The sequence below is a fragment of the Nodularia spumigena CCY9414 genome (assembly GCF_000340565.2).
Taxonomy (GTDB): domain Bacteria; phylum Cyanobacteriota; class Cyanobacteriia; order Cyanobacteriales; family Nostocaceae; genus Nodularia; species Nodularia spumigena.
Genome location: NZ_CP007203.1, coordinates 2,554,920 through 2,579,470 on the forward strand (window position 1 = coordinate 2,554,920; position 24,551 = coordinate 2,579,470).

Below are 24,551 nucleotides of genomic sequence, written 5' to 3' on the forward strand. Positions count from 1 at the left end.
TTTAAACCTCCGCGTACCTTTGCGTAAACCTTTGCGCCCCTTTGCGTTAAAAAAGATTCTCATCATTTATTAAAAAGAACCTCACCCCCCAGCCCCTCTCCTTACCAAGGAGAGGGGGGAATTTAATGGGACTCAAGGGCGGGTGTTTTAGGATGATGGTGGGTTACGCTGTCGCTAACCCCGACTACATTTTTATAGTTTTTGCATGACTTCCAATCCAGCATTGTGTAACGCGATCGCCTATCATATTTCTACCAGTCCTCAAAGGCGAATTACTTTCGCTGAATTTATGGATCTGGCTTTATATCACCCTGAACACGGTTACTATTCTAGCCATGCTGTGAAAATTGGATTTCAGGGTAGTGATTTTTTTACTTCGCCTCATCTCGGTGCTGATTTTGGCGAGTTATTGGCGGAACAATTTTGGCAGATGTGGGATATTTTAGCGCGTCCTGTACCATTTTCTTTGGTGGAAATGGGAGCCGGTCAAGGACTGCTGGCTATGCATATCCTCAATTACTCTGGGCTACATTATCCAGATTTTTTTGCGGCGCTGGATTATGTGATTGTGGAAAAGTCGCCAGGATTTCAGCAAGAACAACAGCAACGTTTGCAAGATTTTTCTGTGCGTTGGTGCAGTTTAGAAGATATACCCACTGACTCGATTACAGGCTGCTTTTTTTCTAATGAATTGGTGGATGCTTTGCCTGTACATCAGTTTATTTTAACAGATGGGAAAATGCACGAAGTTTATGTCACAACCGGGAAAGATGATTCTGAGCCGTTATTTTTGGAAGTTACGGGAGAACTTTCTACACCGGAATTGCAAAAATATCTGGATTTAGTGGAAATTGATTTAACTGCTCGTGGTTATGAAGATGGCTATCGCAGTGAAATTAATTTGGCTGCTGGTGAGTGGTTGAGTATTGTAGCCGACCGCTTGCATCGGGGGTATGTGTTAACTATTGATTATGGCTACCCGGCTGATCGTTATTATAACCCCAGGCGATCGCAAGGAAGTTTACAATGCTACTACAACCATCGCCACCACGATAACCCTTATATCAACGTCGGGATGCAAGATATTACCGCCCATGTTGATTTTACAGCTTTGGAACGCTGGGGCGATCGCTTCAAGTTAGAAAAAATCGGCTTTATCCAGCAAGGTTTATTTTTAATGGCTTTAGGTTTAGGCGAGCGTCTTTCAGCCATTTCTCACCAAGAATTACCCCTCTCACAACTTCTACAACGACGAGAAGCATTACACCAACTGATAGATCCTACAGAATTAGGTAACTTTGGAGTATTAATTCAAAGCAAAGGACTCCAGCAGACAGAAATAACTCAACCGCTCAAAGGACTAACAGTACCAGGTTAAACTTGAGAAAAGTTAAAACAGTCTTTAACAATGCTATCTGATGCTGATATAGATTAGCATAACATTGACTACTGTGCAGATTCAGACAACAGGAAAGTATTAATTATGACGGCTCATGAACTTTTCTTATTGATAACATTACTTAGCCCCGGCATCTTACTATCCGTGATCATTATGGTGACATTTGCCGCAGGTGGCTGATTTTTAGTCAGTTATCAGTGAACAGTGAACAGTTATCACTGGACAAAGATAATTGTTCACTAAGCGTACAATCAAACATAGGACTAGCTACACCTGTAATAAAGGAACGTAAAAAATGAAGGTGGCATTTCTGGGAACTGGACTCATGGGATTACCGATGGCTCAACGGTTGTTAGCAGCCAACATCGAGCTAGTAGCCTACAATCGCACCCCAGAAAAATTAGCTCCATTACAGGCTGCTGGGGCGGAAATTGCTACACATCCCCGCCAAGCAATACGTGCGGCTGATTGCATTATTCTCATGCTGACTAACGCCGCAGCAATTTATCATGTTTTGCTTTCTGATACCTCTTGGCGAACTCTAGAAGGGCGCACTGTGATTCAGATGGGGACTATAACTCCTACAGAAAGCCAAGAAATTAGAGATGCCGTAATTGGTGGCGGTGGTGAGTATATGGAAGCTCCCGTATTAGGTAGTATTCCCGAAGCAAAAGCTGGTAAGTTGATTGTGATGGTAGGCGGTAAACCAGAACAATATCAACGCCATTTAAAGTTACTGCAAAATTTCGGTTCCGAACCTGTACTTGTAGGTTCAGTAGGTGCTGCGGCTGGGGTCAAGTTGGCACTAAATCAACTCATTGCTTCCCTGACAACTAGCTTTGCTCTCAGTCTAGCTTTTGTTGAGCGTCAAGGTATCGACATAGATTTATTTATGCAAATCCTGCGCGAAAGTTCACTTTATGCGCCTACCTTTGACAAAAAAATGCGGCGGATGTTGGATGGAAATTATACCAATCCCAATTTCCCCACAAAACACTTGCTCAAAGATACAGATTTGTTCATATCAGAAGCCAAATCACTGGGTTTGGATCTGGGAAGCATTGAAGCTGTGCGCCAACTTGTGCAAACAGCTGTAAAAATGTCATTTGGTAATGATGACTACTCATCAATATTTTCTGCCATTAGTCAATGGGGAGAAGGAGTTGGGGAATGAGTCATTAGTCATTAGTCATTGGTCATTGGTCATTGGTCATTGGTCATTTGTCATTAGTCATTGGTCATTGGTCATTGGTCATTGGTCATTTGTCATTGGTCATTAGTCATTAGTCATTGGTCATTGGTCATTGGTCATTTGTCATTTGTCACTAGGAAATTACCGTTTTCTCCCCCCTGCTCCCTGCTCCCTGCTCCCCTGCCTCTTTCCCCCCACTCCCTACTCCCTACACTACAACCACACCGAGCGCTCCTCCTAATGCTGCAAATACGGCTGAAACAAAGGCTGTGGCAAATAACCACCAAGATGCTGTAGCGGCAGCTTTGCGCGTTTCTTCAGCTTGTAGTTGTGCTTGATGCTTGACTTCTTCTAGGCGGCGTTGCGTTTCATGCTGTATGCGTTCGGCACGTTGTAACACTTTGTTGCGTGTGCTTTCAATTTGGTCAATAACTCGGTTAACATCTTCTTCAGATATGTCCTCACGGGAACTGAGAATCGCCACTAGGGTGTCGCGGTCGAAATGTGACAGGCGATCGCGTAAAGCTTCAAACCCCGCCTGTGGATCGTCAAAGAACGTGCGAACATCCCGCTTAATGCCATTATAGTTGAGTTCAGGGCGTTCTAAGGAATTGAGATAATTACGAATCCGGGCAAAAATCCCTTCTACGACATCTTGAATCCGCCTTTCAATCCCCCGCACCTGTTCTACAAATTGGTCACGCACCGAGACGATATTATCGGCAATTATGGCTGCTTCTGCATCGGTCATATCTTCCCGAATTTTCAGCAAAGCAATCACTGTGTCACGGTCGAAATGTGCCAGGCGATCGCCTAAACTTTCCATTCCCACGCGCGGATCATGCAATAATAATTGTAAGTCGCGTTTAATAGCTTCTGGGTTCAGTTCTTCTTTCCCAGTTTGCCGTAAATACTCTGACAAATAAGCTTGGAATGTTTCCACTCTTTGCTGTGTGCGGGTAGCTAAACGACGAGGCGCGCGGACAATATTCCGAATCGAAGTTTGTACAGAATCAATAATTTCATTGACTTGCGCTTCACTCAAGTCTCGCCGTTGGCTGAGTAACTTGACTAAAGTATCTCGGTCTACCTGAGACAAGCGACGGCGCAGAGCCACGGCTCCCTCTCTGGGTTGTTCAAATAATCTGCTAAAATCTCGTTGAATGCCTTCAGGATTTAATTCTTCTTTGCCAGTATTGCGTAAGTAATCGGCAATGGTAGCGGTTACAGAGTCGTGTTGTTCCTTAGCTCTGTGTGCTAAAGCTTGGGGTGTATGGCGAATATCATACCACGATTTTTCTACAGCGTCAATAATTTGATTAACTTGCTGTTCACTCAAATCTTGACGTTGACTCAATAATTGTACCAAAGTATCACGGTCAAAGCGAGCTAATCGCGAACGCCCAGAGATTATTCCCGATTGGGGGTCTTCTAGCAGCTTTCGCAAATCGGCGCGAATCGCATCAGGATTTAACTCAGCTTTTCCTGTGTTTCGCAGATATGATTCTACATTCAACCATAAAGTTTCGGCTTGATATTTGGCTTGTTCTGCCAATCCTTGAGATTCTATCAAAATGCGATCGCGGTGTTCTTCTAATTCATTGAGAATCGGGTCTACTTCTTCTGGTAAAATATCATTGCGTGCTAGCAATATTTCCCGCATTTCCTGGCGGTCAAATTGTGCTAACCGCAGCGAGAGAGTTTCGTAATCTGCTTCTGGATCTTCTAGTAATGGTTTAAAATTCTGCTCAATTCCTTCTGGAGTCAATTCCGCTTTATTAGTAACAAGCAGATAACTTTCTACTTGGCGTTGTAAGTCTTGTGCTATTTCTCTTTGTTCCGCAGCACTGACTATGATTAATACCTCTTGGCGCACAGTTTCTAGTTGGTCAGTAATACGCTGAATTTGTGCTTGGGTTAATAGTCCCCGTTGTTGCAGGATATTAGCGAAATCCTTGGCAGAAAGTCGCTCTAATTCTCTTTTAACTATACCAGGATCTGCGGCTGGGTCATAGATAACATCACGAAATTCTTCAGCGATTCTCTCACGACTCAATTGCCAAGCATAGGTATTGAGTAGATAGTTTTCCACATCAGCCCGAATGGGACTATAGGGTTCTGATGGTATAGGTAAACCTAGTTTATCAGCTTGTGCGATCGCTTTGTCTTTTGCAGTGGTGAGCGATCGCCAAATTTTCTCCACATCAATATCAGACAAATCAGCCCTTCCCAACACAATACCAGTCAGCGCCGTGATTCCCTGTTGTAAAGTTTGTTGCATCAAACCCGGTTTTTCTGCTGTTGGTACTCCTTCCTGAGAAGTACGCATTTCTGCAATTAACCGATCCAATTTGGCGTTGAGTTCATCTGTCTTGGCTTGTCCTGGTGGCAGTGACTTGAGATAATTAACTAACTCACCTAAATTGTCTTTGATTGGTTGTTGCTGACTGACAACCTGCTGCCAAACATTATATAGTATGTCCGTTATCCGGTTAACGTCTCGTTTAGAAAGGTCGGTGCGACTGCTGACTAAATCGATAACCCTTTGGCGGTCAATGTGGCGGAGGTCTGGACTCCCAGCAATGGCTTGAAATTGTGGGTCTTTGAGTAAACTTTCAAAATCCCTGCGAATCTTGGATAAATCTAATTCTGGGGGACGTAGCTGTTCTAAGTAATCTTCTATATTTTCCCGAATACTACCAGGATCAACAGCATGACCTATTTCTCGACGCACAGCAGAGGCCGCAGCTTCAGCCGTTGCGACTACCTGCTGATTCACCGCTTTCGCACCCAATGCAGCAGTAGCAGTCCCCATAATCGCCTGAAAACCGGAAGTGGCAGAATTGACTACCGAACCAACTAACGAACCCACAGTAGTCGAACTCACCCACACCAGCAGCAAAAAGTATGCACCCCAGATGACTAATCCCAGAATTGCGCCCAGTCTGGGATCTAAAACCAGTAGACTTAATTTAACTGCAAGGAAGCAAGCAATTAATAAAGCGATCGTGACAGTAACTAATGTCCACAAACCCAGTGCTGTCCCAATTTTGCGAATCGTACCCCTGAAACTTCCCACTTCCCCCACAACCGCATCTGATTCAGATGGACGACCCAAGTAGGAAATACCAGCTGCGACGGAGAGGTTAGTTAATACTAGTTGGAAAGCAAAAGCTAGAATCACACCGGAGATTAAAGCGACAAAAAAGCGCGGTCCAGAATTGAGAACTGATGCTTGCGCTGGTGTAATCCCCGTGGGAACTACTGGAACCTGTGCCAATAGTGGCTTGTAGGCTCCTAGTATGTTTTCCGTACATTGAAACATTATATTTCCTTCTTCTAAGTTTAAGTTTGAGGAGGATGAGGAATTTCATCACAAGCAAGTAAACATCTATTTTTTTCTGTGTATCTATGGCAATATCCAACTCTTCATCACTTTACAGAATCGTGGAATGTAGCCGTTTCAGGCATCCATCTAAAGTTTGAAAAACATATCTAGCGCTAGATAGAAGTTTGACTATCTAACAGGTTAAAAACTGAGTAAATGATTGGGAATAATGAAGTTAAATCTGATAATTTTTAGGATTTTAGTTGATATTTTCGCATTGCTTATAACAACTATTTCTTATGCTTAGGTTATAAAAATATTATCTTGGCTTCAGCCTAAATTTACATTTATTTATAATTAGAATTTTCATCACCCCCTCAAGGTGGATATGCCTATACATATAAGTTTCTGATAATCGTCCACAAGAGGTGTGTGTAGTTTGTGCCTACAGATGGAAAGCAATTTACTGATGATTAGGTAAATTAAAGTTAAGCAATAAATGATTTAGGACAAAAAACATGGAAACTCGAGAGACTCGCCCTTCCACTGATTTACCACCAGTTGCACTGGAATACAATGGCAGAGACCGCAATGCATTTCTGTTTGGCTGGACTCCTCAAGCCGAACTTTGGAATGGTCGGTTTGCAATGATTGGCTTTCTTGCCTATTTACTTTGGGATTTAGCTGGATATAGCGTTCTGCGGGACGTGCTACATCTCATTGGTTATTAACGATTAAATACTGAAAAATTAGTTTGATTTTGGAGTAAAAAAATGGAAACTAGAGAAACTCGTCCTTCCACTGATTTACCACCAGTTGCTAAAGCTTATAATGGTGCAGACCGCAACGCCTTTTTGTTTGGTTGGAACCCTCAAGCCGAACTGTGGAATGGTCGGCTAGCAATGATTGGCTTTCTTGCTTACTTACTTTGGGATTTAGCTGGATATAGCGTCCTGCGGGACATCCTCCACATTATTAGATATTAGTCATGAACATGACATGAGGAGTTAAATAGTAACTGGTAATTCCCCACTCAAAGCTGACGTGAATAACTCCTCAATAATACAGATGTGAAAAGGCGGAGCCGGAATTGGTAGCCGCCTTTTAGACATCAACCAAATTTAAATATGCGTTTTCCAGAACCCTTGTAGAGACATTCCACGGAATGAAAAAAATGACCCAAAAAACAATGTAAACTCCTTTCCTCTGCGTCTCTGCGCCTCTGCGTGAAAAAAACTCTTAACTTCATGTACCAAAAATTGCTATGCTAAAAACCGAGACTCGCTATTGTGCCAACCATGCCCGCGCCCACTATTAACCCCACAATCACAGCCTTCCCCTTGACAGCTGTAGTCGGACAAGAAGCCATAAAAATAGCCTTGCTGTTAGCAGCAGTCGATCCCGGTTTAGGAGGAGTAGCGATCGCAGGTCGTCGCGGTACGGCAAAATCAGTCATGGCTCGTGCTATCCACGCCTTACTACCACCCATCGAAGTTGTTCAAGGTTCAATCAGTAACTGCGAGCCCAACCACCCAGAAGACTGGGATGATTATCTGTTCGCCGAGTATGGAGACAAAGATATTCAAGATGTCCCCACCCAAATTATTCCCGCACCCTTCATCCAGATTCCTTTAGGAGTCACAGAAGATAGACTCCTGGGTTCTGTGGATGTAGAAAAATCAGTCCAGCAAGGTGATACTATTTTTCAGCCTGGGTTACTCGCTTCAGCTAACCGAGGCGTGCTGTATGTGGATGAATTGAATTTATTAGATGACCAAATCTCGAATCAGCTTTTAACAGTATTATCTGAGGGACGCAACCAGATTGAACGGGAAGGCATTAGTTTTCAGCATCCTTGCAAATCTTTATTTATAGCCACTTATAACCCCGAAGAAGGCGCATTACGGGAGCATTTACTCGATAGAATTGCCATTTCTCTTTCTGCTGACGGTGTACTGGGCTTAGATCAAAGAGTATCAGCTGTAGAGCAGGCGATCGCTTATTCTAAATCTCCCCAAGTATTTCTCCAACAATACGAAGAAGACTTAGACTCGCTCAAAACCCAAATTATCCTAGCGCGGGAATGGTTGAAAGAAGTCACCATCACCCAAGAACAAATTACCTATTTAGTCGATGAAGCCATTCGGGGTGGAGTCCAAGGACATCGCGCCGAACTCTTCGCCGTGCGTGTGGCTAAAGCTGCGGCGGCTTTGGAAGGACGAACCACCGTCAACGCCGAAGATTTACGCCGGGCTGTGGAATTCGTGATTGTACCACGTTCCACAATCGTCCAGACTCCACCACCAGACCAACCACCACCACCCCCACCACCACCACCTCAAAACCAAGACGAAGAAGACCAGCAAGAACAAGAAGACGACGACGAAGAAGAAAAGGAAGAACCCGAACAAGACGAACAAGACGAACAACAACCCCCCGACATCCCAGAGGAATTTATTTTTGACCCTGAAGGGGTAATTATGGATGAAAGCGTGCTTTACTTTGCCCAAATGGCGAAGCGACAAGGCAAATCCGGTAATCGCAGCATTATTTTCTCTGATGACCGGGGACGCTACATTAAGCCCATGTTACCCAAAGGCAAAGTCCGCCGCATAGCAGTAGATGCGACTCTGAGGGCGGCTGCTCCCTATCAAAAAGCCAGAAGGGAAAGACAGCCCAATAAAAAGGTGATTGTGGAGCAAGGCGATATCCGTTCTAAGCGCTTGGTACGCAAAGCTGGAGCCTTGGTAGTATTTGTAGTGGATGCTTCTGGTTCAATGGCTCTTAACCGAATGCAGTCAGCTAAAGGTGCTGTGATGCAGCTTTTAACGGAAGCTTATCAAAATCGTGACCAAGTGGCGTTAATTCCCTTCCGAGGAGAACAAGCAGAAGTTTTATTACCTCCAACACGTTCCATAGCCTTAGCCCGTAACCGTTTAGAAAGGCTACCTTGTGGCGGTGGTTCGCCTCTAGCACATGGTTTAACTCAAGCAGTCCGTGTGGGTGTAAATGCCCAAATGAGTGGTGATATTGGACAAGTTGTAATTGTGGCTATCACGGATGGACGGGGTAATATTCCCTTGGCGCGTTCTTTGGGTGAACCGTTAGAACCAGGCGAAAAACCAGATATTAAAGCTGAATTGTTAGAAATTGCGGCGAGAATTCGAGCCTTGGGAATGCAATTATTGGTAATTGATACTGAGAGTAAATTTGTGTCTACGGGTTTTGCGAAAGAGTTATCGCAAACAGCCGCAGGTAAGTATTATCATTTGCCCAAAGCCAGTGATAAAACCATTGCTGCTATGACCAAAGGTGCGATCGCTGATTTAAAATCACGATAGTTAGTCATTAGTCATTAGTCATTAGTCATTAGTCATTAGTCATTGGTCATTAGTCATTAGTCATTAGTCATTAGTCATTTTTTGACTTTTGACTTTTGACTTTTGACTTTTGCCCCAGCACTCCCTAAGACCCTGTGGGTACTGTTTGTGGTTGTAAATAGCAAATTAGATCCTGAATGCCTTTTTGCAAATATCGCGTGACTGTCATCGGACTGGTGCCAATATTTTTCGCCGCATCCTTGCGAGAAAGTTCCTTTAAAAACACCATTTCCACTGCCATTCGGGGCTTGTCTTCTAACATATTAATTGCCCCTTGGAGTTGTTGCCGTTCTTCATCTTGCTGCTGAAGAGCAATAGAACGAGGACAAGGAAGCGCCTCACCTAGTGTGATTTGGCAATCAACATAATGGGCTGCGGTAGCATCTAAACTCAAAGGCATCCGATTTTGAGCTGCTAACTTAGTTTCTTGCCATTCGTGTACAGAGACTTGCAGTTTCTGTGCAATTTCCGCATCTCTGGGAGAACGACCCAAAGAAACTGCTAATTCTTTGCGAACTTTTTGCCCATCGTTGTACAGTTCTTGCCAACGACGGGGGATTTTTAATAGACTACTGCGATCGCGCAAAAAGTGCAACATCTCACCTCGAATGTATGGCACTGCAAAGGAACTAAAAGCATATCCTTGGCTAGGGTCGAAGCGTTCAATAGCCCTAATTAAACCAAAATAACCGATTTGTTCTAAATCTTCATAAGGTTCATGACATTGATGGCTGAATTTATGAGCTATCTTTCTGACTAAGCCAGTATGTAACTGTACGAGTTGATTACGAAGTTTAATAGAGGGATTTTGGTGGTATGAGTGCAATAACTCCATACCATCAGTTCGCATAGAGGATTCACCAGTTGCCATATAAAAATTCCTTTTTTATAACTCCTGTTTCTCAAAAAAAAATGGAGTTGAGTATATTGCCTTCAAATCTCTCATTATTTTCCTTAGTCAAGGCTGAATAAACCATCGTCGTTTTACTGAAATTACAAAAACTTCTACTAGCGTCATCAGTATTTATACGCATATTTATGGTTTTTTATCTCTTGATAGTTATTTTATTTCTTCAAAGAAGAATTTATTACCAAAAAATGTTGAGTTTTATCCACAGAAGCTAGCTATTTATGCTGAGAAATGCCTACCTGACTCAATAGCCGTATTTATATTCAAGGAAAACACATTCTGATACTAAGTGGCACTCAGAAATGGGGGCGATAGGGGGGCAGCAATGATTATTCCTCCTGAACCCCAACATTTTTCAGCGTCCACTTAGCTGTTAATTGCAAAAATTGGTAAAAATGGAATTAAACCGGATATCCATATCAAAAAATCGGCTTATGAGTAATACCAGCAACTTTCGTGACGCAATTCGTGAGGCTAAAACTCAAGCTCTCATTGGCCCAAATGTAATTGCCAATGCCCTGCCCTTTGTAGGTGGTGGTCTTGTGCTAACCGCCTTGGGAACCTACGGCGGTTTGGGCGTTATCCGTACCAACCCCGGTATTTTCTTTCCCACCTTCATTGGTGCAATGATTGTGGAATTAATTCTATTCTTTGTTGCCAGAAATGTTGCCGAAAAAGGTAACAAGGGTTTAGCACTACCTCTACTAGCAACCTACAGTCTCTTATCTGGATACACCCTCAGTGGCTTAGTATTCCTTGCCTTGCAAACCCAAGGCGTTGGCATTCAAGGCATTGGTTTAGCTGCCCTCGGTTGTGGCGTTACCTTTATCGTCGCGCGTCAAATTGGTTCCAACCTCTCCGAAAAAGATGGCATGGCTTTGACAAAAACAATCAGCCTCGGTGTAATTGCCTTGGTTGTTGTCTGTCTGACTCAATTTGTATTTGCCATGTTTGGTGTTTACACCCCCAGTTGGTTAGAAATCGGTATTTCAGGTTTAGGGGTTTTCCTGTTTGTTGGGGTATCTGTGGTTGATTTCTACATCTTGCCCCGTACTTATCGGGATGACCAATATCTACCTGCTGCTTTGTCGATGTACCTGCTATATAAAACCTAGACAAAACTAGACTTTACTTTCTACTTCAACGGGAGCATGGGAGCAGTTATCCCTCAGTAGACTTTCACGCCTTAGCCAGACGCGATTGTGTTCCAATTAAGTTTCTGAAAAAGACTACCACCATCATTGCTTGGTTTTCGCGTCGGCAATAGTCTCAATTCAATACTTGATATCACCGTATTATATATCAAGTAGTTGATTTTTTCCTAAAATATATATTGATTTTTGTGAATATAAGTATAGTTTTGTCTATGAAATTGTCAACTTAGGACTTGCTCACCTACGTCAATCTGTTTGTATTTATCTTGCGGTTACTAATTGCCCTAAATGGTCGTGATTAAGCCAAAACTCATCTACTTTGCTCGATCAGATTGACTGAATATCTTGTGGGATGGGCATCTTGCCCGTCCTCATGAAGCCAGCTAAATGACAAACAGCTTAAGCGTCCTCAAAACCATCAAAATTAATAATTAATTGTCCACCGTGGTTCATAAACAGTAACCACGGTTTTCTGTGGCTAGATAAAAAAATGGCAATTTTATACTACAATAGTTAATTGACCTTCTTTAGCAAAGCACTATGGAAGTATTAGAACTCAAACGCGAAATCGAAATATTGTCCGGTCGTCTGGGTAAAGCCCAGGACTATCTTTGACATACCTGCACTTACTGCCAAAATTCAAGATTTAGAACAAATAGCAGCACAGCCAGAACTTTGGAACGACCAAACTCAAGCCCAACAAACGCTGCAAGAACTTAACGACCTCAAAGCCCACCTCCAGCAATATGAGCAGTGGCGTTCTAATCTGGAAGATACCAAAGCAGTTGTTGAGCTATTGGAGTTAGAAACCGACGAAGCACTATTGCAAGAGGCAGAATCTACAGTCACCAAGCTGAATCGTGAACTCGACCAGTGGGAATTACAACAGTTACTTTCTGGCCCCTATGATGCTGAAGGGGCAGTGTTGACAATTAATGCTGGTGCTGGTGGTACAGATGCCCAAGACTGGGCGTTTATGCTGATGCGGATGTATACCCGTTGGGCAGAAGACCACGGCTACAAAGTCAGTTTAGCCGAAGAATCAGAGGGTGATGAAGCCGGGATTAAATCAGCCACCCTGGAAATTACTGGTCGCTACGCTTATGGTTATCTACGCTCGGAAACAGGCACACATCGCTTAGTACGCATTTCACCCTTTAATGCTAACGGTAAGCGGCAAACCAGTTTTGCTGGTGTGGAAATTATGCCGCAGTTAGACCACTCAGTGCAACTGGAAATTCCCGAAAAGGATTTGGAAATTACTACATCCAGGGCTGGTGGTAAAGGTGGGCAGAATGTCAACAAAGTAGAAACAGCAGTGCGAATTGTTCACCTACCCACTGGCATTGCAGTGCGTTGTACAGAAGAACGCTCTCAGCTGCAAAATAAAGATAAAGCCCTCGCCCGCCTTAAGGCTAAACTGCTAGTTATTGCCAGAGAGCAAAAGGCCCAAGAAGTCGCCGAAATTAGAGGTGATATGGTGGAAGCTTCTTGGGGAAACCAAATTCGTAACTATGTGTTTCACCCTTACCAAATGGTCAAGGATTTGCGTACAAATGTCGAAACAACTGCGATATCTGATGTCATGGATGGCGACCTCGATTCGTTTATTCAAGCCTATCTGCGGCAAGAAAGCCAGCTGGTAGAAAGCACTCCTGTCTGAACCAAGGAACAGGGGGGCAGGGAGCAGGGAGCAGGGAGCAGGGAGCAGGGGGAAGTGGGAAATTACTTTGCACTCCCGGCTGCTTAACTTCCTTTCTTATTCTCCCCAGAAGAGCCAAAATGGCAATAGAAGCTTATCTAAACTGTTACATTTATAGATACGAGAGTTTTGTGATCAAATTATTATGAGTAACTCGCCAACTGAACCCAAACCTAGCTATGTGAAACTGGCCATGCGAAACATGGTGCGTAAGGGAGCCACTTCCATGAAACATTTTGCGCTCACCGCTATCGGGCTTTTAGCTGTCTTCGTGGGTCTTGCTTACCTAACTCACTGACCGAAAAACGAGACGCAAGCCCCTGACTTTAGGCATGGGGAGAAGGCGGTAAGAACTTTTAAGTTCCGTCAAACGATTGCGTGGCTTTAGCCACAGTGTTAAAATAGATTAGCGAGAAAACAAGTAGGAATAACCTTCAGCGCCTTGAAATATCCTAGTACGGAGCAATCCCGGCAACGGACATATCCGACTCGATTCGGAATAGTTAAAGGGCAAATAAGGGCAGGATATGGAGCGTTCATCTTTAAAATATGAAGGACTCAGAAAGTATGCGCGAATGAGAGCAAAAGCTCTTTGAGTGAGTAGAGGGATACTTGAATGTCCCGTTGTCGCCTTTTTCAGGTGGGCAAGAATCCCCTGGCTTTAGACGTGGGGAGGTTCAAAACAAACCAAAATCAACAGCTTTGAGGAGAGTTGAGAGTTAGTGCAAGTTGAACTAGATGTGCAGGATTTATTTTACGAATCGTCCCCAAAAGCAGCTATGGATTTTGGGGATAAGGATATTCGAGTGACTGCGGAAACTTGGTCAGATTGGTTTCATCGCTGGTTGGAAAGTCTACACTCTGACCTTCCGCCAGCCCCAAGTTATGAAATAGGGCTGCGTTTGACAGATGACGCGGAAATTCAGTCATTGAATGCTCAATATCGTCATCAAGATAAACCGACAGACGTTCTATCTTTTGCGGCCTTGGAGGTAGATTTTCCTCAAATTCCGGAAATGCTAGTTGCGCCTTTGTATTTAGGTGATATTGTGATTTCGGTAAATACGGCTGAACGTCAAGCTCAACAACAAGGCCATAGTTTGCCAACGGAGTTAGCTTGGTTAGCCGCTCACGGGTTACTGCATCTGTTGGGTTGGGATCATCCAGATGAAGAGCAGTTGATGCAAATGTTAAAACAGCAAGTAGAATTACTGAAAAAAATCAGTATTGATATTGACATAGAATATTAAAGATTCTTTATGTCGGTAAATGTTTATAATACTTCTGTAGAAAATTCCCTCAAAATTGATTGCATGATAAAAAATCGGAAAATATGTGAAATTCTTCTGTAATTACCCTATTATCCTATTTTTAGGCTTATGTCTCCACAAGTTTCCCCTCCACAAACACCAAATTGCCTCCCAACGCTAGTCACGAAGGAACGGGAACTGTCCTGGCAAGTTGCGTCTAATTTATTCATTAGCTTTAAATATGCCTGGGCTGGAATCAGCTACAGTTTTCACACTCAACGCAACTTTCGCATCCACCTTAGTGTATGTGCTTTGGCGATCGCCTTAAGCATTTTCTTGCATCTGCAAGCAGTAGAAATTGCCATCATTGGTATAACCAGTGGTTTAGTGTTGGCATTGGAATTACTGAATACAGCAGTAGAGTCCCTTGTAGACCTAACCGTAAAGCAGACCTACCATGAGTTGGCAAAAATCGCCAAAGATTGTGCTGCTGGTGCTGTGCTTGTTTCCGCCTTGGTAGCTGTACTAGTTGCGGGTATGCTCTTGCTACCGCCTCTAGTGATTTTAATTATGTCAAATTTCTAGGTTTGCTTGTTATCCCACCCTGTCTGATAATATTTGAGAACTGGACAAACTTTGTAGATGTCGGCTTTAGGCTGGCCATTCGTTTATATACCTGGTAATGTTCGATAATTAATGACTATAAATAGTATGGGTGATAGAAACCAGGAGTTATAGGCTGTGATTATAGTCATTGATAATTATGATAGTTTTACATATAATTTGGTGCAGTATTTAGGAGAACTAGCATCAGAGTTCCCTGTGGCATCAGATATTAAAGTTTTTCGCAACGACAAAATATCAGTAGAGGAAATTCGAGCATTAAATCCTGAGCTTGTAGTTATTTCTCCTGGGCCTGGTCGTCCAGAAAACGCCGGGATATCTCAAGATGTAATTAAACAGCTAGGTAACAACTTACCAATTTTGGGTGTGTGTTTAGGGCATCAAAGCATTGGTCAAGTATTTGGTGGTAAAATTGTTGCGGCTACAGATTTGATGCATGGTAAAACTTCTCAGGTGTCTCACACTGGGGTAGGTGTTTTCCGGGGATTAGAAAATCCGATGGTCGCAACCAGATATCATAGTCTAGTCATTGACCGTGACACCTGCCCAGAAGAATTAGAAATCACTGCTTGGGTTGAAGATGGCACCATTATGGGCGTGCGACACCGGAACTATCCTCACATTCAGGGTGTCCAGTTTCATCCAGAGAGTGTTTTAACATCTTCAGGAAAGCAGTTATTACGCAACTTTCTGGAACAATTACAGTCAAGAGAGTAATTAATGAAACGACGACAGTTGATGGGCTATGCTGGAGCGGGGTTAGTCACAGCATTGGTTACTAATTTGGGTTCCCACCGGAAAGCTGACGCACAATCTAGCGGTTTATCAGTTCAGTGGTTGGGTCATACTTGCTTTTTATTTACTGGTGGTGGGGTGAGAATTCTGGTTAATCCTTTTCAGGCGGTTGGCTGTACAGCTGGTTATCGTCCACCAAAGGTTGAGGCAGATTTAGTCCTGATTAGCAGTCAATTACTAGATGAAGGTTCAGTAGATGGACTACCGGGAAACCCCAAGCTAGTATATGCGCCTGGTGCTTATGAGTTTCAAGGTATTAAGTTACAGGGAATTGCTATAGACCATGACCGCAGAGGTGGTAGGCAATTTGGGATAAATACTGCTTGGAGGTGGCAGCAAGGGGGAATTAATATCCTGCATTTAGGAGGCGCTGCTGCACCTATTTCGACTGAGCAAAGAATCCTCATGGGTCGTCCCGATGTGGCGCTAATTCCAGTGGGAGGCAGTGATAAGGCGTATAATGCCCAAGAAGCCAAGCTGGCGATTGGGGTGTTAAATCCTAGGTTAGTGATTCCCACTCACTACCGTACACAAGCTGCTGATGCTGCTACTGCGTGTGATATTTCGCCAGTGGATGAATTTCTAAATTTGATGGAAGGGATGACAGTACGGCGTGGTAATTCTGATACTATGACCATTAGTTCTAGTAATCTTCCCGAAAATAGTGAAATTCAGGTTTTAACTTACAAGTTTTAATTAATAGACATCTCCGAAAAAGAATAAAATTATGGTATAAGAGTATAAAATGCTATTTTTAGTAAAGCATTATGAGCAGTATATTCGATTATATCCAAAATAATCCCCAGGAAGCACAGCGTTTAGTAGGGCTGAAATATGAACAGTTGCAGGAACTTTTAGACAAAGCCATTAAACTGCACAATCATAAACGAGAATTGCTTGAAGATAGAAAAGTGAGAATTATTCTGGGTGGAGGTGGTCGCAGACCAAAATTATCACCATCGGAGCAAATAATTCTCACCCTAACATATTTACGACATTTAACCACATTTCAACTATTGGGTATTCAATTTGGCGTGAGTGAAACAACTGCAAATGATACGTTTAACTATTGGTTGCCATTATTGGGAGAATTATTACCACCAAGTTTAGTAGAACAGGTAAAAAAAACTCCAGTGACTATGAAATTGTTAAAGAAGTTTTAACAGACTTTGAACTAATCGTAGATAGCTATGAACAGCCCATAGAAAGACCTTCAGAGTATCAACAGCAGGAAAAATATTACTCAGGTAAGAAGAAAATGCACACTAGAAAAAGTCAATTAATTGTTCTGCCTAATGGTAGAGATATTGTTGATGTAGTAGCTGGTGAGCCAGGACGAAAAAGTGACATAAATTTATTTCGGGAAAATAAAAATAGGGTTTGAAGAGAAACAAAAATTTTWCCGGTGACAAAGCTTACCAAGGAGAGAAATCAATTAAAACAACCTGAAAAAAAGACCTAGAAAAAAAGAATTAAGTTCTGAACAAAAAATTACAAAATAAAGAACTGGCATCAGAGCGCATATTTGTAGAACATTTAATTCGTTTAGTGAAGATATTTAGAGTAGCTCAAGAAAGATTTAGATTAAATTCCTCTAAATACGAGCAGATAATTATGACTATTTGTGGACTCGTTAGATTACGCATTGGCACATTTATTTTGTAACTATAAAAACTTGAAATTATTTATAATAAAATTACCTCAAAGAGATCCTACTTTTGGCTAATTACCAACAACACGCATTTCTAACACCTATTCTACCGTAGAATCTCAGGATATTTGCAGTTAGCGATCGCTCACCAAAAATATCGTAACTGCAAGGGTTTGATAGTTTTCGGAGATGTCTAATATATTAGATAGGCGATCGCCCCAAGAAAAACTGCATTATTTAATTGACGCTGGTTTAGGAAACTATCAACAAATGTCAGTGAGCGATCGCCTTACCCGGATGTTGACACTGAGTCACTTACTTTCTGATTGGTGTTTCGCTTGCTGTTTTCACTTTGCTCAAGAGAGGCGCATTCGATTGAACATTCAGGAAATTTTAGTCGCCCTTCGTCATCCTACAGGCTTTGTCCGCGAAGCTGCGATCGCCTATCTCAGTGTCGTCTCACACCGCGTCCTCGTTGAACTTCTACCCAAACTGCAACAAGATACACACCCCCTCGTAGTTGCTCAAGTTAAGGAGTTGATGCAAAAGAATTATGGGGAGTAGGGAGTGGGGAGTAGGGAGTGGGACTTTGCTATATTAAGAAAATTTATCAAGGCAGAACTATACCAAATTTTACTTATGAACATAGAATCAGCAATTGGTGAAGAAATTATCACCACTAATCTCAAGCAATTTCTTTTGGTACTTTCAGTATCTTTAGGGGTGGCGACTTTACCGCAGATATTTAGTTGGTTTCGCCACATACCTTATACATTACTCCTAGTGATTGTGGGTTTAGGCTTGGCCTTTGTTGATGTCCGCCTTGTCACCCTTTCCCCAGAATTAATTTTGTTCATCTTTTTACCGCCGTTGTTGTTTGAAGCTGCCTGGAATTTGCGCTGGGCAGAGTTAAAGCGCAATTTGGTGACAATTTGCCTCTATGCAGTTTTAGGGGTAGTAATTTCCATTACAGGCATAGCATTTGGTCTAAATCAACTAGCGGGGATATCTTTAACCACAGCTTTGCTGATTGGTGCGAGTTTATCTGCAACTGATCCGGTTTCTGTGACTGCTTTATTCCGCGAATTGGGCGTGGGTAAAAGTCTCACCACCATGATGGAAGGCGAAAGCTTGTTTAATGATGGCATGGCGGTGGTGGCTTTTGGTTTTATGGTGGCGCTATCTTTGGGAAATGCTGAATTGGGTGTCCAGCCAATTTTGTTCGAGCTGGTGATGGTTATTGGTATTGGCGTAGCAGTGGGAGGATTAATTGGCTTTAGTATTTCTTATCTGACCCAGCGCTTTGATTTACCGATGGTGGAACAGTCTTTAACTCTGGTTTCGGCTTACGGTACTTACCTGGTTATTGAAGAATTGGGTGGTTCGGGTGTAATTGGAGTTGTCACCACAGGGTTAATTTTAGGTAACTTTGGTTCTCGCGTGGGTATGAATCCCCGTACTAGGGTGATTGTTTCAGAATTTTGGGATTTTTTGGCGTTCTTTGTCAACTCAATTGTATTTTTGTTGATTGGTGACCAAATTCGCTTTGCTGTTTTGGGCGAAAACCTGCAAATCATTGGTATAACAATAGCAGCCATGATTTTGATGCGGGCTGTGGCTATTTATCTTCTCAGCAATTTGAGTGCTGTGATTACGCAACATCAAATCCCTTTACCTGAACAAACCGTTTTATGGTGGGGTGGGGTACGGGGTTCTGTTTCTATCGCCTTAGCTTTGAGTGTACCTATAGGACTACCAGAGCGAGAAACAATCATTGCGACGGTGTTTGGAGTAGTTTTATTTACTCTCCTTGTCCAAGGATTGACGATTAAACCTTTGTTACAGAAGCTGAATCTTTTGGGTGATGCACCTCTACGTGATCGATATTCAGAACTAGCTACCCGTCATGTCGCTTTAGAACGTGTTTTGCAGCATCTCCAAGAAGACCACCGTCCAGGTATTGACCCGGAGTTTTACCGTTATCAGGAGACGCTGATTAAAGGGGAGATGGAAAATCTGCAAACGAAAATTGATAAGTTACAGGTTGAGTATCCTAATCTTCGCACCTTTATCACTGAACAGTTTCGGGAGGAACTTTTGGCTATTGAAGCGGATACTTATGCAGAGTTCGTCAAGGCTGGTCGCTTAAATACGGAATTAGCCCCGATGCTCGAAGATGTTTGGGAACATGGGGATAGTCATTAGTTATATCATGTCCAATATTTTTCGGTTAAGGTTTTGTTCGCGTAGCGTGCCGTAGAATTCCCCCAACCCCCTTGAAAAGGCAGGGCTAAAGTCCTCAAAGTCCCCCTTCTTAAGGGGGATTTAGGGGGATCTCCAATGTACAAATATCGTTAACCGAACAGTATTGATATCATGTCTGTTTAATTAGGGGTGACTTATCAGTTTACACAACAACTTAACTTATTGAAAGTTAAAGGTTCAATCAGGGAACACTAAGAGAAAAGCAATTCTTTCTCAACCACTATGTCAGATCATCAGCTTTCTGTGTTTCAGTCAGGTATTCGAGACAACCGTAACCGGGGTACAGTGGGAGATTTTCTCAAAGATAAGATTGAACTAGGCTCTCAATTATCTATCGTCTCTGCTTATTTTACAATTTATGCCTTTGAAGCTTTAAAACAGGAATTATGCTCTATTGATAGCTTAAATTTTCTATTTGGAGAACCTCGGTTTATTCAATCCATCGGCACTAATACTGATCGAAAATCTTTTAAAATTGAAGATACTGGCATTCAACTAAGCAGTCGTTTAAGACAGAGTAAATTAGCTAGGGAATGCCAAGAATGGATACAGAAAAAAGTCAATATTCGTTCGATTAAGGAAAGTAACTTACTTCATGGCAAAATGTACCACATTGATAATAATGGGGTGAAAACTGCCATTTTAGGTAGCTCTAATTTTACTTTAAAGGGATTAGGATTAGCTAAGGTCAATAGTAATATTGAGTTAAATTTAATCGTTGATAGCGAAAGAGATAGACAAGATTTAAAATTTTGGTTTGAAGAGTTATGGAATAATCACAAGCTGGTACAAGATGTCAAGGATGAAATAATTAGTTATCTCAATCAACTTTATCAAGATAATGCTCCTGAGTTTATTTATTATAAAACACTGTATCATTTATTCAAACAATTTTTAGACCAACAAGCAGCCAGTGATTTACTCACTAAACAAGGACACTTAATTGATACAAAGATTTGGAACTTATTATTTGATTTTCAGAAGGATGGGGTCAAAGGTGCGATTAATAAAATCATGGAATATAATGGCTGTATTATCGCTGACAGTGTGGGGTTAGGGAAAACATTTGAAGCTTTAGCTATTATTAAATATTTTGAATTATTGAATTATAAAGTCTTAGTATTATGTCCTAAAAAATTAAGAAGTAATTGGACAATTTACCATGCTGCTAATAATAGTGAATTAAATATTTTAGTTGAAGATAGATTTAACTATACAGTCTTGTCTCATACAGATTTGAGTAGAGATACGGGATATTCAGGGGATATTAATTTAGAAACCTTAAATCGGGGTAATTATGATTTAGTGGTGATTGATGAATCTCATAATTTTCGGAATAATACCAAAGGGAAACGAGATGAAGACGGAAATGTAATTAAAAAAAGTCGCTACGAACGTTTGATGGAAGACATTATAAAAAAAGGCATTCCTACTAGAGTTTTATTACTATCAGCAACTCCCGTGAACACAGACTTAAAAGATTTAAGGAATCAGATTAATTTTATTGTTAAAGATAAAGATAGTGCTTTTAGTCAAACATTGGGTATTGACAGTATCAAACAAACTTTAACCACTGCCCAAAAAGAATTTACTCTTTGGGCAAAGAAAAAGCAACATCATAGTAATGAGTTATTAGAAAACTTAAATTCTAGCTTTTTCACATTATTAGATGGGTTAACAATTGCTCGTTCTCGTCAACATATCAAAAAGTATTATCAAGAAACAATTGCAGAATTAGGGGGTTTTCCAGAGAGATTGAAACCAGTTTCTTTATTTTCCCATATTGATTTAGAAGATAACTTCTTAGATTACGATGAAATTAATGAGCAAATTTCTGACTATCAATTGTCTTTGTTTAACCCCTCTAATTATGTTCTAGAAGAATATCAACACTTGTATGAAGGGGAAGTTGTCCAAAATAACTTCACTCAAAGTAATCGAGAAAATTACTTGATTGGGATGATGAAAGTGAATTTTCTCAAAAGATTAGAAAGTTCGGTTTATTCTTTTAGAATTACCTTAGAGAGAACCATTGACAAGATTAAAAAAATAGAGTCAAAAATTAAAAATTTTGGACAGCATCAAATAGAAATTATCAAAAGTGAAGATTGTGAAATAGAATCTTTTGATGATGAAGAATTACAAGCGGCTTTTGAAGTAGGTAGGGAACTAAAATATCAATTAGAACACTTAGACATTGACAGATGGTTATTTGATTTAGCCAGGGATAGAAGACAACTTCATAAGTTATATATTCAAGCGAAGGATGTAGATGTTTGTAGGGATGCTAAATTAGCAGATTTAAAAACAATTATTGAGGATAAAGTTACAAATCCCACACTTAATAAACAAAGTAAGGAAAATAAAAAAGTTATCATCTTCACAGCTTTTGCCGATACAGCTAAATATTTATATGATGCTTTGGTAGGGTGGGTAACAACAGAGTTAAATATCAATATGGCTTTAGTTACTGGGGGTAATGGGGGGAATAAAACTACCTTAGCAAGAAAGCAAACGGGTTCTTTTTATACTCCTAGAGAAATTGTTAATTATATGGTAGATGAGTCGTTAATTGCTTATCTACAGAATGGTTTGTTAGATCCCCCCCAACCCCCCTTAAGAAGGGGGGAGAATACAGAAAAAGTCCCCTTGAGAAGTGGGGAGAATACTGAAAACCCCTCCTTGAGAAGTGGGGAGAATACAAAAAAAGTCCCCCTTTCTAAGGGGGATTTAGGGGGATCTGAGATTGAAGATAAATTACGTCATTTACTGTCTTATAGTAATGATTTCCATGAGTTTAATGATGATGAAGTTGACTGTTTAATTAATGCTATTGATAACCTGAAAATTATTGACATTGCTTGTGGTTCGGGTGCGTTTCCGATGGGAATTTTACAGAAGTTGGTGTTTATTTTAGAGAAACTTGACCCCAACAATATTAAATGGAAACAGCAACAGAAAGAAAAAGCTATATCACCTGTGTTAAAGGATATTCAGGTGGCGAAACAGATTAGTTATGAACAAGCAAGGGATGAAGCAATAGAGAAGTTACAGGAAAGGTTAGCAGAAATAGAATATGAATTTGAGAATAATGAGATGGACTATCCCCGGAAGTTATTTTTGATTGAAAATTGTATTTTTGGGGTAGATATTCAGCCGATAGCGGTACAAATTTCTAAGTTACGCTTTTTTATCTCTTTAATTGTTGAACAAAAGGTGAATAATAATCAACCCAATCGGGGGATTTTACCTTTACCGAACCTTGAGACTAAGTTTGTTGCGGCTAATTCTTTAATTGGGTTAGAAACTCAGTTAAGTTTAAGAAGTCCAGAGGTGATACAAAAAGAGGAAGAGTTAAAGCAAGTTCGTCAACAGCATTTTAAAGCTAGGACTCCGAAAACCAAGAAAAAATGTCGGGATAAAGATAACATTTTACGTCAAGAAATTAGTCAGTTATTGAAGTCAACGGGGTTAGAATCTGCTACTGCTGATACTTTAGCAAGATGGAATCCTTATGATTTGAATACCTGTTCTGATTTTTTTGACCCTAATTGGATGTTTGGGGTAACAGATGGGTTTGATATTTGTATTGGTAATCCTCCTTATGTTAGACCTCATAAATTATCAAAAGTTTTTAAAGAGAAACTCTGGAGGCTTTACTCATCCTTTGTTAAAAAAGCTGATTTGTATAGTTGCTTTGTTGAAAAAACTTTAAACATACTGAAAAAAACTGGAATAGGCTCTTTTATTTTATCTAACGGTTTTTTAAGGCTTGATAGCTTTGAAAAATTACGAATACTTTTACTACAAAATACATCTGTTGATTTAATTATAGATTTTGAAGATGATGTCTTTGAATCGGCTATTGTAAAAACTTGTATTTTCAGTTTCACTAATACATATACAAAAAATAAAAAAATAAAAATCGCTAGAATATATTCTCATGTTAATTTGGCAAATCTTCAATTTGCTAATGTTCCACAACAATATTACCAAAATAAAACTTATCAATCAATTTTTGATTTATCATACAATAATGAAATAGTTAAACTAAAACAGAAAATTGGGCAAAATTCAATTGACTTAGGAAACTTGTTTGATATATCCTTCGGACTCAAAACAGGTGATGATGATAAGTTTTTATCTTTTAGTAAAGATAGTAATGAACATAAATCTTTACTTCGTGGAGAAAATATTGGACGATATATTTTTGATTATAAAGGTGAATATGTCTGGTATGTTCCTAAAATAATGACTTCACATAGGCGAACGGCACGTCCGGGTAATAAATTAAGATTTGAACAGCCAAAAGTTCTTATTAGAGATACTGGAAACGGACTAATGGGGACTTATGAAGAACTTAATTTTTATGTTAAAGACGTATTGATTATATCTCATCAACAAAAATGCACAAAGACTCTTAAAATATTAGTAAGTATTTTAAATTCATCTCTGATGAAATTTTATTATGAAACATCTTTTCCAACACTTCATGTTCAAAGAAATGAATTAGCTGTACTTCCTATGAAATTAGAATTTGATGAGTCAGATCAAGTTATTAAAATTGTAGATAGAATCCTAGAAATAAAACGCCAAAACCCCACAGCAGACACCACAGAATTAGAAAGAGAAATTGATGAGATAGTGTATCAATTGTATGGGTTAACAGAGGAAGAGATTAGGATAATTGAGGAGAGTGTTAAACGTAAGTAAAAAGCCACCCCTTCTAAGCTATCGTGTACACACAAGTCTTATCAAGTTGCCTAACAGCGTTTCGATCCCCCCTAGCCCCCCTTGAGAAGGGGGGAACTAGAATCAAAAACCTCCCTTGAGAAGGGGGGAACTAGAATCAAAAACCCCCTTGAGAAGGGGGGAACTAGAATCAAAAACCTCCCTTGAGA

Annotated in this window: 20 protein-coding genes; 18 read left to right on the forward strand and 2 right to left on the reverse strand. The window is 40.8% G+C overall.

Annotated features, from left to right (window positions below; translation table 11 throughout):
- The first annotated feature begins 205 nt into the window (after window positions 1–205).
- Complete coding sequence (locus NSP_RS11375) at window positions 206–1,378, forward strand: class I SAM-dependent methyltransferase (protein ID WP_006196699.1); 1,173 nt, start codon at window positions 206–208, stop codon at window positions 1,376–1,378.
- Window positions 1,379–1,694: 316 nt separating this feature from the next.
- Window positions 1,695–2,573 carry an NAD(P)-dependent oxidoreductase gene (locus tag NSP_RS11380; RefSeq protein ID WP_006196700.1) on the forward strand — a complete coding sequence of 293 codons (879 nt, stop codon included), beginning with the start codon at window positions 1,695–1,697 and terminating at the stop codon, window positions 2,571–2,573.
- A 226-nt stretch (window positions 2,574–2,799) separates the two neighbouring features.
- On the opposite strand, the gene NSP_RS11385 is transcribed toward NSP_RS11380, so the two are convergent.
- Window positions 2,800–5,916 carry a hypothetical protein gene (locus NSP_RS11385; RefSeq protein WP_006196701.1) on the reverse strand — a complete coding sequence of 1,039 codons (3,117 nt, stop codon included), beginning with the start codon at window positions 5,914–5,916 and terminating at the stop codon, window positions 2,800–2,802.
- A gap of 521 nt (window positions 5,917–6,437) precedes the next feature.
- On the opposite strand from NSP_RS11385, the gene NSP_RS11390 reads away from it, so the two are divergent.
- The 3 genes from NSP_RS11390 to bchD all read left to right on the forward strand — a co-directional run bounded on the left by NSP_RS11390 (window position 6,438) and on the right by bchD (window position 9,260).
- Window positions 6,438–6,650, forward strand: a complete 213-nt coding sequence (locus tag NSP_RS11390; RefSeq protein WP_006196702.1) for a chlorophyll a/b-binding protein — start codon at window positions 6,438–6,440, stop codon at window positions 6,648–6,650.
- A gap of 42 nt (window positions 6,651–6,692) precedes the next feature.
- The gene (locus tag NSP_RS11395) at window positions 6,693–6,905 is read left to right on the forward strand and encodes a chlorophyll a/b-binding protein (protein WP_006196703.1); all 213 of its coding nucleotides are present in this window, start codon (window positions 6,693–6,695) and stop codon (window positions 6,903–6,905) included.
- 312 nt (window positions 6,906–7,217) lie between these two features.
- Window positions 7,218–9,260: a magnesium chelatase ATPase subunit D gene (bchD, locus tag NSP_RS11400; protein WP_006196704.1), complete on the forward strand. Its 2,043-nt coding sequence runs from the start codon at window positions 7,218–7,220 to the stop codon at window positions 9,258–9,260.
- A 124-nt stretch (window positions 9,261–9,384) separates the two neighbouring features.
- Here bchD and NSP_RS11405 read toward each other — a convergent pair whose 3' ends face one another.
- Complete coding sequence (locus NSP_RS11405) at window positions 9,385–10,170, reverse strand: RNA polymerase sigma factor SigF (RefSeq protein WP_006196705.1); 786 nt, start codon at window positions 10,168–10,170, stop codon at window positions 9,385–9,387.
- A 473-nt stretch (window positions 10,171–10,643) separates the two neighbouring features.
- Between NSP_RS11405 and NSP_RS11410 the strand changes: the two genes are divergently transcribed.
- From NSP_RS11410 to NSP_RS11460, 13 genes are all read left to right on the forward strand, one after another.
- Window positions 10,644–11,324: a Bax inhibitor-1/YccA family protein gene (locus NSP_RS11410; RefSeq protein ID WP_006196706.1), complete on the forward strand. Its 681-nt coding sequence runs from the start codon at window positions 10,644–10,646 to the stop codon at window positions 11,322–11,324.
- Window positions 11,325–11,903: 579 nt separating this feature from the next.
- A protein-coding gene (prfB, locus tag NSP_RS11415) for a peptide chain release factor 2 (RefSeq protein ID WP_144360533.1) occupies window positions 11,904–13,026 on the forward strand; the annotation gives its coding sequence in 2 pieces (ribosomal slippage) (window positions 11,904–11,975 and window positions 11,977–13,026; 1,122 coding nt in all).
- 184 nt (window positions 13,027–13,210) lie between these two features.
- Window positions 13,211–13,363, forward strand: coding sequence for a DUF3285 domain-containing protein (locus tag NSP_RS24115; protein ID WP_006196708.1), 153 nt, complete (start codon window positions 13,211–13,213; stop codon window positions 13,361–13,363).
- A gap of 424 nt (window positions 13,364–13,787) precedes the next feature.
- A complete protein-coding gene (gene ybeY, locus NSP_RS11420; RefSeq protein ID WP_006196709.1) occupies window positions 13,788–14,315 on the forward strand; it encodes an rRNA maturation RNase YbeY in 528 nt (175 codons plus the stop codon).
- A gap of 129 nt (window positions 14,316–14,444) precedes the next feature.
- A complete protein-coding gene (locus NSP_RS11425) occupies window positions 14,445–14,900 on the forward strand; it encodes a diacylglycerol kinase family protein (RefSeq protein ID WP_006196710.1) in 456 nt (151 codons plus the stop codon).
- 156 nt (window positions 14,901–15,056) lie between these two features.
- Window positions 15,057–15,656, forward strand: coding sequence for an anthranilate synthase component II (locus tag NSP_RS11430; protein ID WP_006196711.1), 600 nt, complete (start codon window positions 15,057–15,059; stop codon window positions 15,654–15,656).
- A 3-nt stretch (window positions 15,657–15,659) separates the two neighbouring features.
- Window positions 15,660–16,430, forward strand: a complete 771-nt coding sequence (locus NSP_RS11435; protein WP_006196712.1) for an MBL fold metallo-hydrolase — start codon at window positions 15,660–15,662, stop codon at window positions 16,428–16,430.
- 71 nt (window positions 16,431–16,501) lie between these two features.
- Window positions 16,502–16,897 carry a helix-turn-helix domain-containing protein gene (locus NSP_RS26540; protein ID WP_006194781.1) on the forward strand — a complete coding sequence of 132 codons (396 nt, stop codon included), beginning with the start codon at window positions 16,502–16,504 and terminating at the stop codon, window positions 16,895–16,897.
- A complete protein-coding gene (locus NSP_RS27220; RefSeq protein ID WP_144360535.1) occupies window positions 16,804–17,118 on the forward strand; it encodes a transposase family protein in 315 nt (104 codons plus the stop codon). Before NSP_RS26540 ends, NSP_RS27220 begins: the two co-directional genes overlap by 94 nt.
- Before the next feature lie 164 nt (window positions 17,119–17,282).
- Window positions 17,283–17,399: a hypothetical protein gene (locus tag NSP_RS27225; protein WP_269454130.1), complete on the forward strand. Its 117-nt coding sequence runs from the start codon at window positions 17,283–17,285 to the stop codon at window positions 17,397–17,399.
- Window positions 17,400–17,574: 175 nt separating this feature from the next.
- Window positions 17,575–17,949, forward strand: coding sequence for a hypothetical protein (locus NSP_RS11450; RefSeq protein ID WP_006196453.1), 375 nt, complete (start codon window positions 17,575–17,577; stop codon window positions 17,947–17,949).
- A gap of 75 nt (window positions 17,950–18,024) precedes the next feature.
- On the forward strand, window positions 18,025–19,590 hold the full coding sequence (locus NSP_RS11455; RefSeq protein WP_006196455.1) for a cation:proton antiporter: 1,566 nt from the start codon (window positions 18,025–18,027) through the stop codon (window positions 19,588–19,590).
- A 282-nt stretch (window positions 19,591–19,872) separates the two neighbouring features.
- Window positions 19,873–24,363, forward strand: coding sequence for an Eco57I restriction-modification methylase domain-containing protein (locus NSP_RS11460; RefSeq protein WP_006196456.1), 4,491 nt, complete (start codon window positions 19,873–19,875; stop codon window positions 24,361–24,363).
- Window positions 24,364–24,551 lie beyond the last annotated feature (188 nt).

Bases quoted from the DNA above. Each gene is read 5' to 3' on its own strand.
- NSP_RS11375 (WP_006196699.1), top strand. From the start codon at position 206: ATGACTTCCAATCCAGCATTGTGTAACGCGATCGCCTATCATATTTCT.
- NSP_RS11380 (WP_006196700.1), top strand. From the start codon at position 1,695: ATGAAGGTGGCATTTCTGGGAACTGGACTCATGGGATTACCGATGGCT.
- NSP_RS11385 (WP_006196701.1), bottom strand. From the start codon at position 5,916: ATGTTTCAATGTACGGAAAACATACTAGGAGCCTACAAGCCACTATTG.
- NSP_RS11390 (WP_006196702.1), top strand. From the start codon at position 6,438: ATGGAAACTCGAGAGACTCGCCCTTCCACTGATTTACCACCAGTTGCA.
- NSP_RS11395 (WP_006196703.1), top strand. From the start codon at position 6,693: ATGGAAACTAGAGAAACTCGTCCTTCCACTGATTTACCACCAGTTGCT.
- bchD (WP_006196704.1), top strand. From the start codon at position 7,218: ATGCCCGCGCCCACTATTAACCCCACAATCACAGCCTTCCCCTTGACA.
- NSP_RS11405 (WP_006196705.1), bottom strand. From the start codon at position 10,170: ATGGCAACTGGTGAATCCTCTATGCGAACTGATGGTATGGAGTTATTG.
- NSP_RS11410 (WP_006196706.1), top strand. From the start codon at position 10,644: ATGAGTAATACCAGCAACTTTCGTGACGCAATTCGTGAGGCTAAAACT.
- NSP_RS24115 (WP_006196708.1), top strand. From the start codon at position 13,211: ATGAGTAACTCGCCAACTGAACCCAAACCTAGCTATGTGAAACTGGCC.
- NSP_RS11425 (WP_006196710.1), top strand. From the start codon at position 14,445: ATGTCTCCACAAGTTTCCCCTCCACAAACACCAAATTGCCTCCCAACG.
- NSP_RS11435 (WP_006196712.1), top strand. From the start codon at position 15,660: ATGAAACGACGACAGTTGATGGGCTATGCTGGAGCGGGGTTAGTCACA.
- NSP_RS26540 (WP_006194781.1), top strand. From the start codon at position 16,502: ATGAGCAGTATATTCGATTATATCCAAAATAATCCCCAGGAAGCACAG.
- NSP_RS11450 (WP_006196453.1), top strand. From the start codon at position 17,575: ATGTCTAATATATTAGATAGGCGATCGCCCCAAGAAAAACTGCATTAT.
- NSP_RS11455 (WP_006196455.1), top strand. From the start codon at position 18,025: ATGAACATAGAATCAGCAATTGGTGAAGAAATTATCACCACTAATCTC.
- NSP_RS11460 (WP_006196456.1), top strand. From the start codon at position 19,873: ATGTCAGATCATCAGCTTTCTGTGTTTCAGTCAGGTATTCGAGACAAC.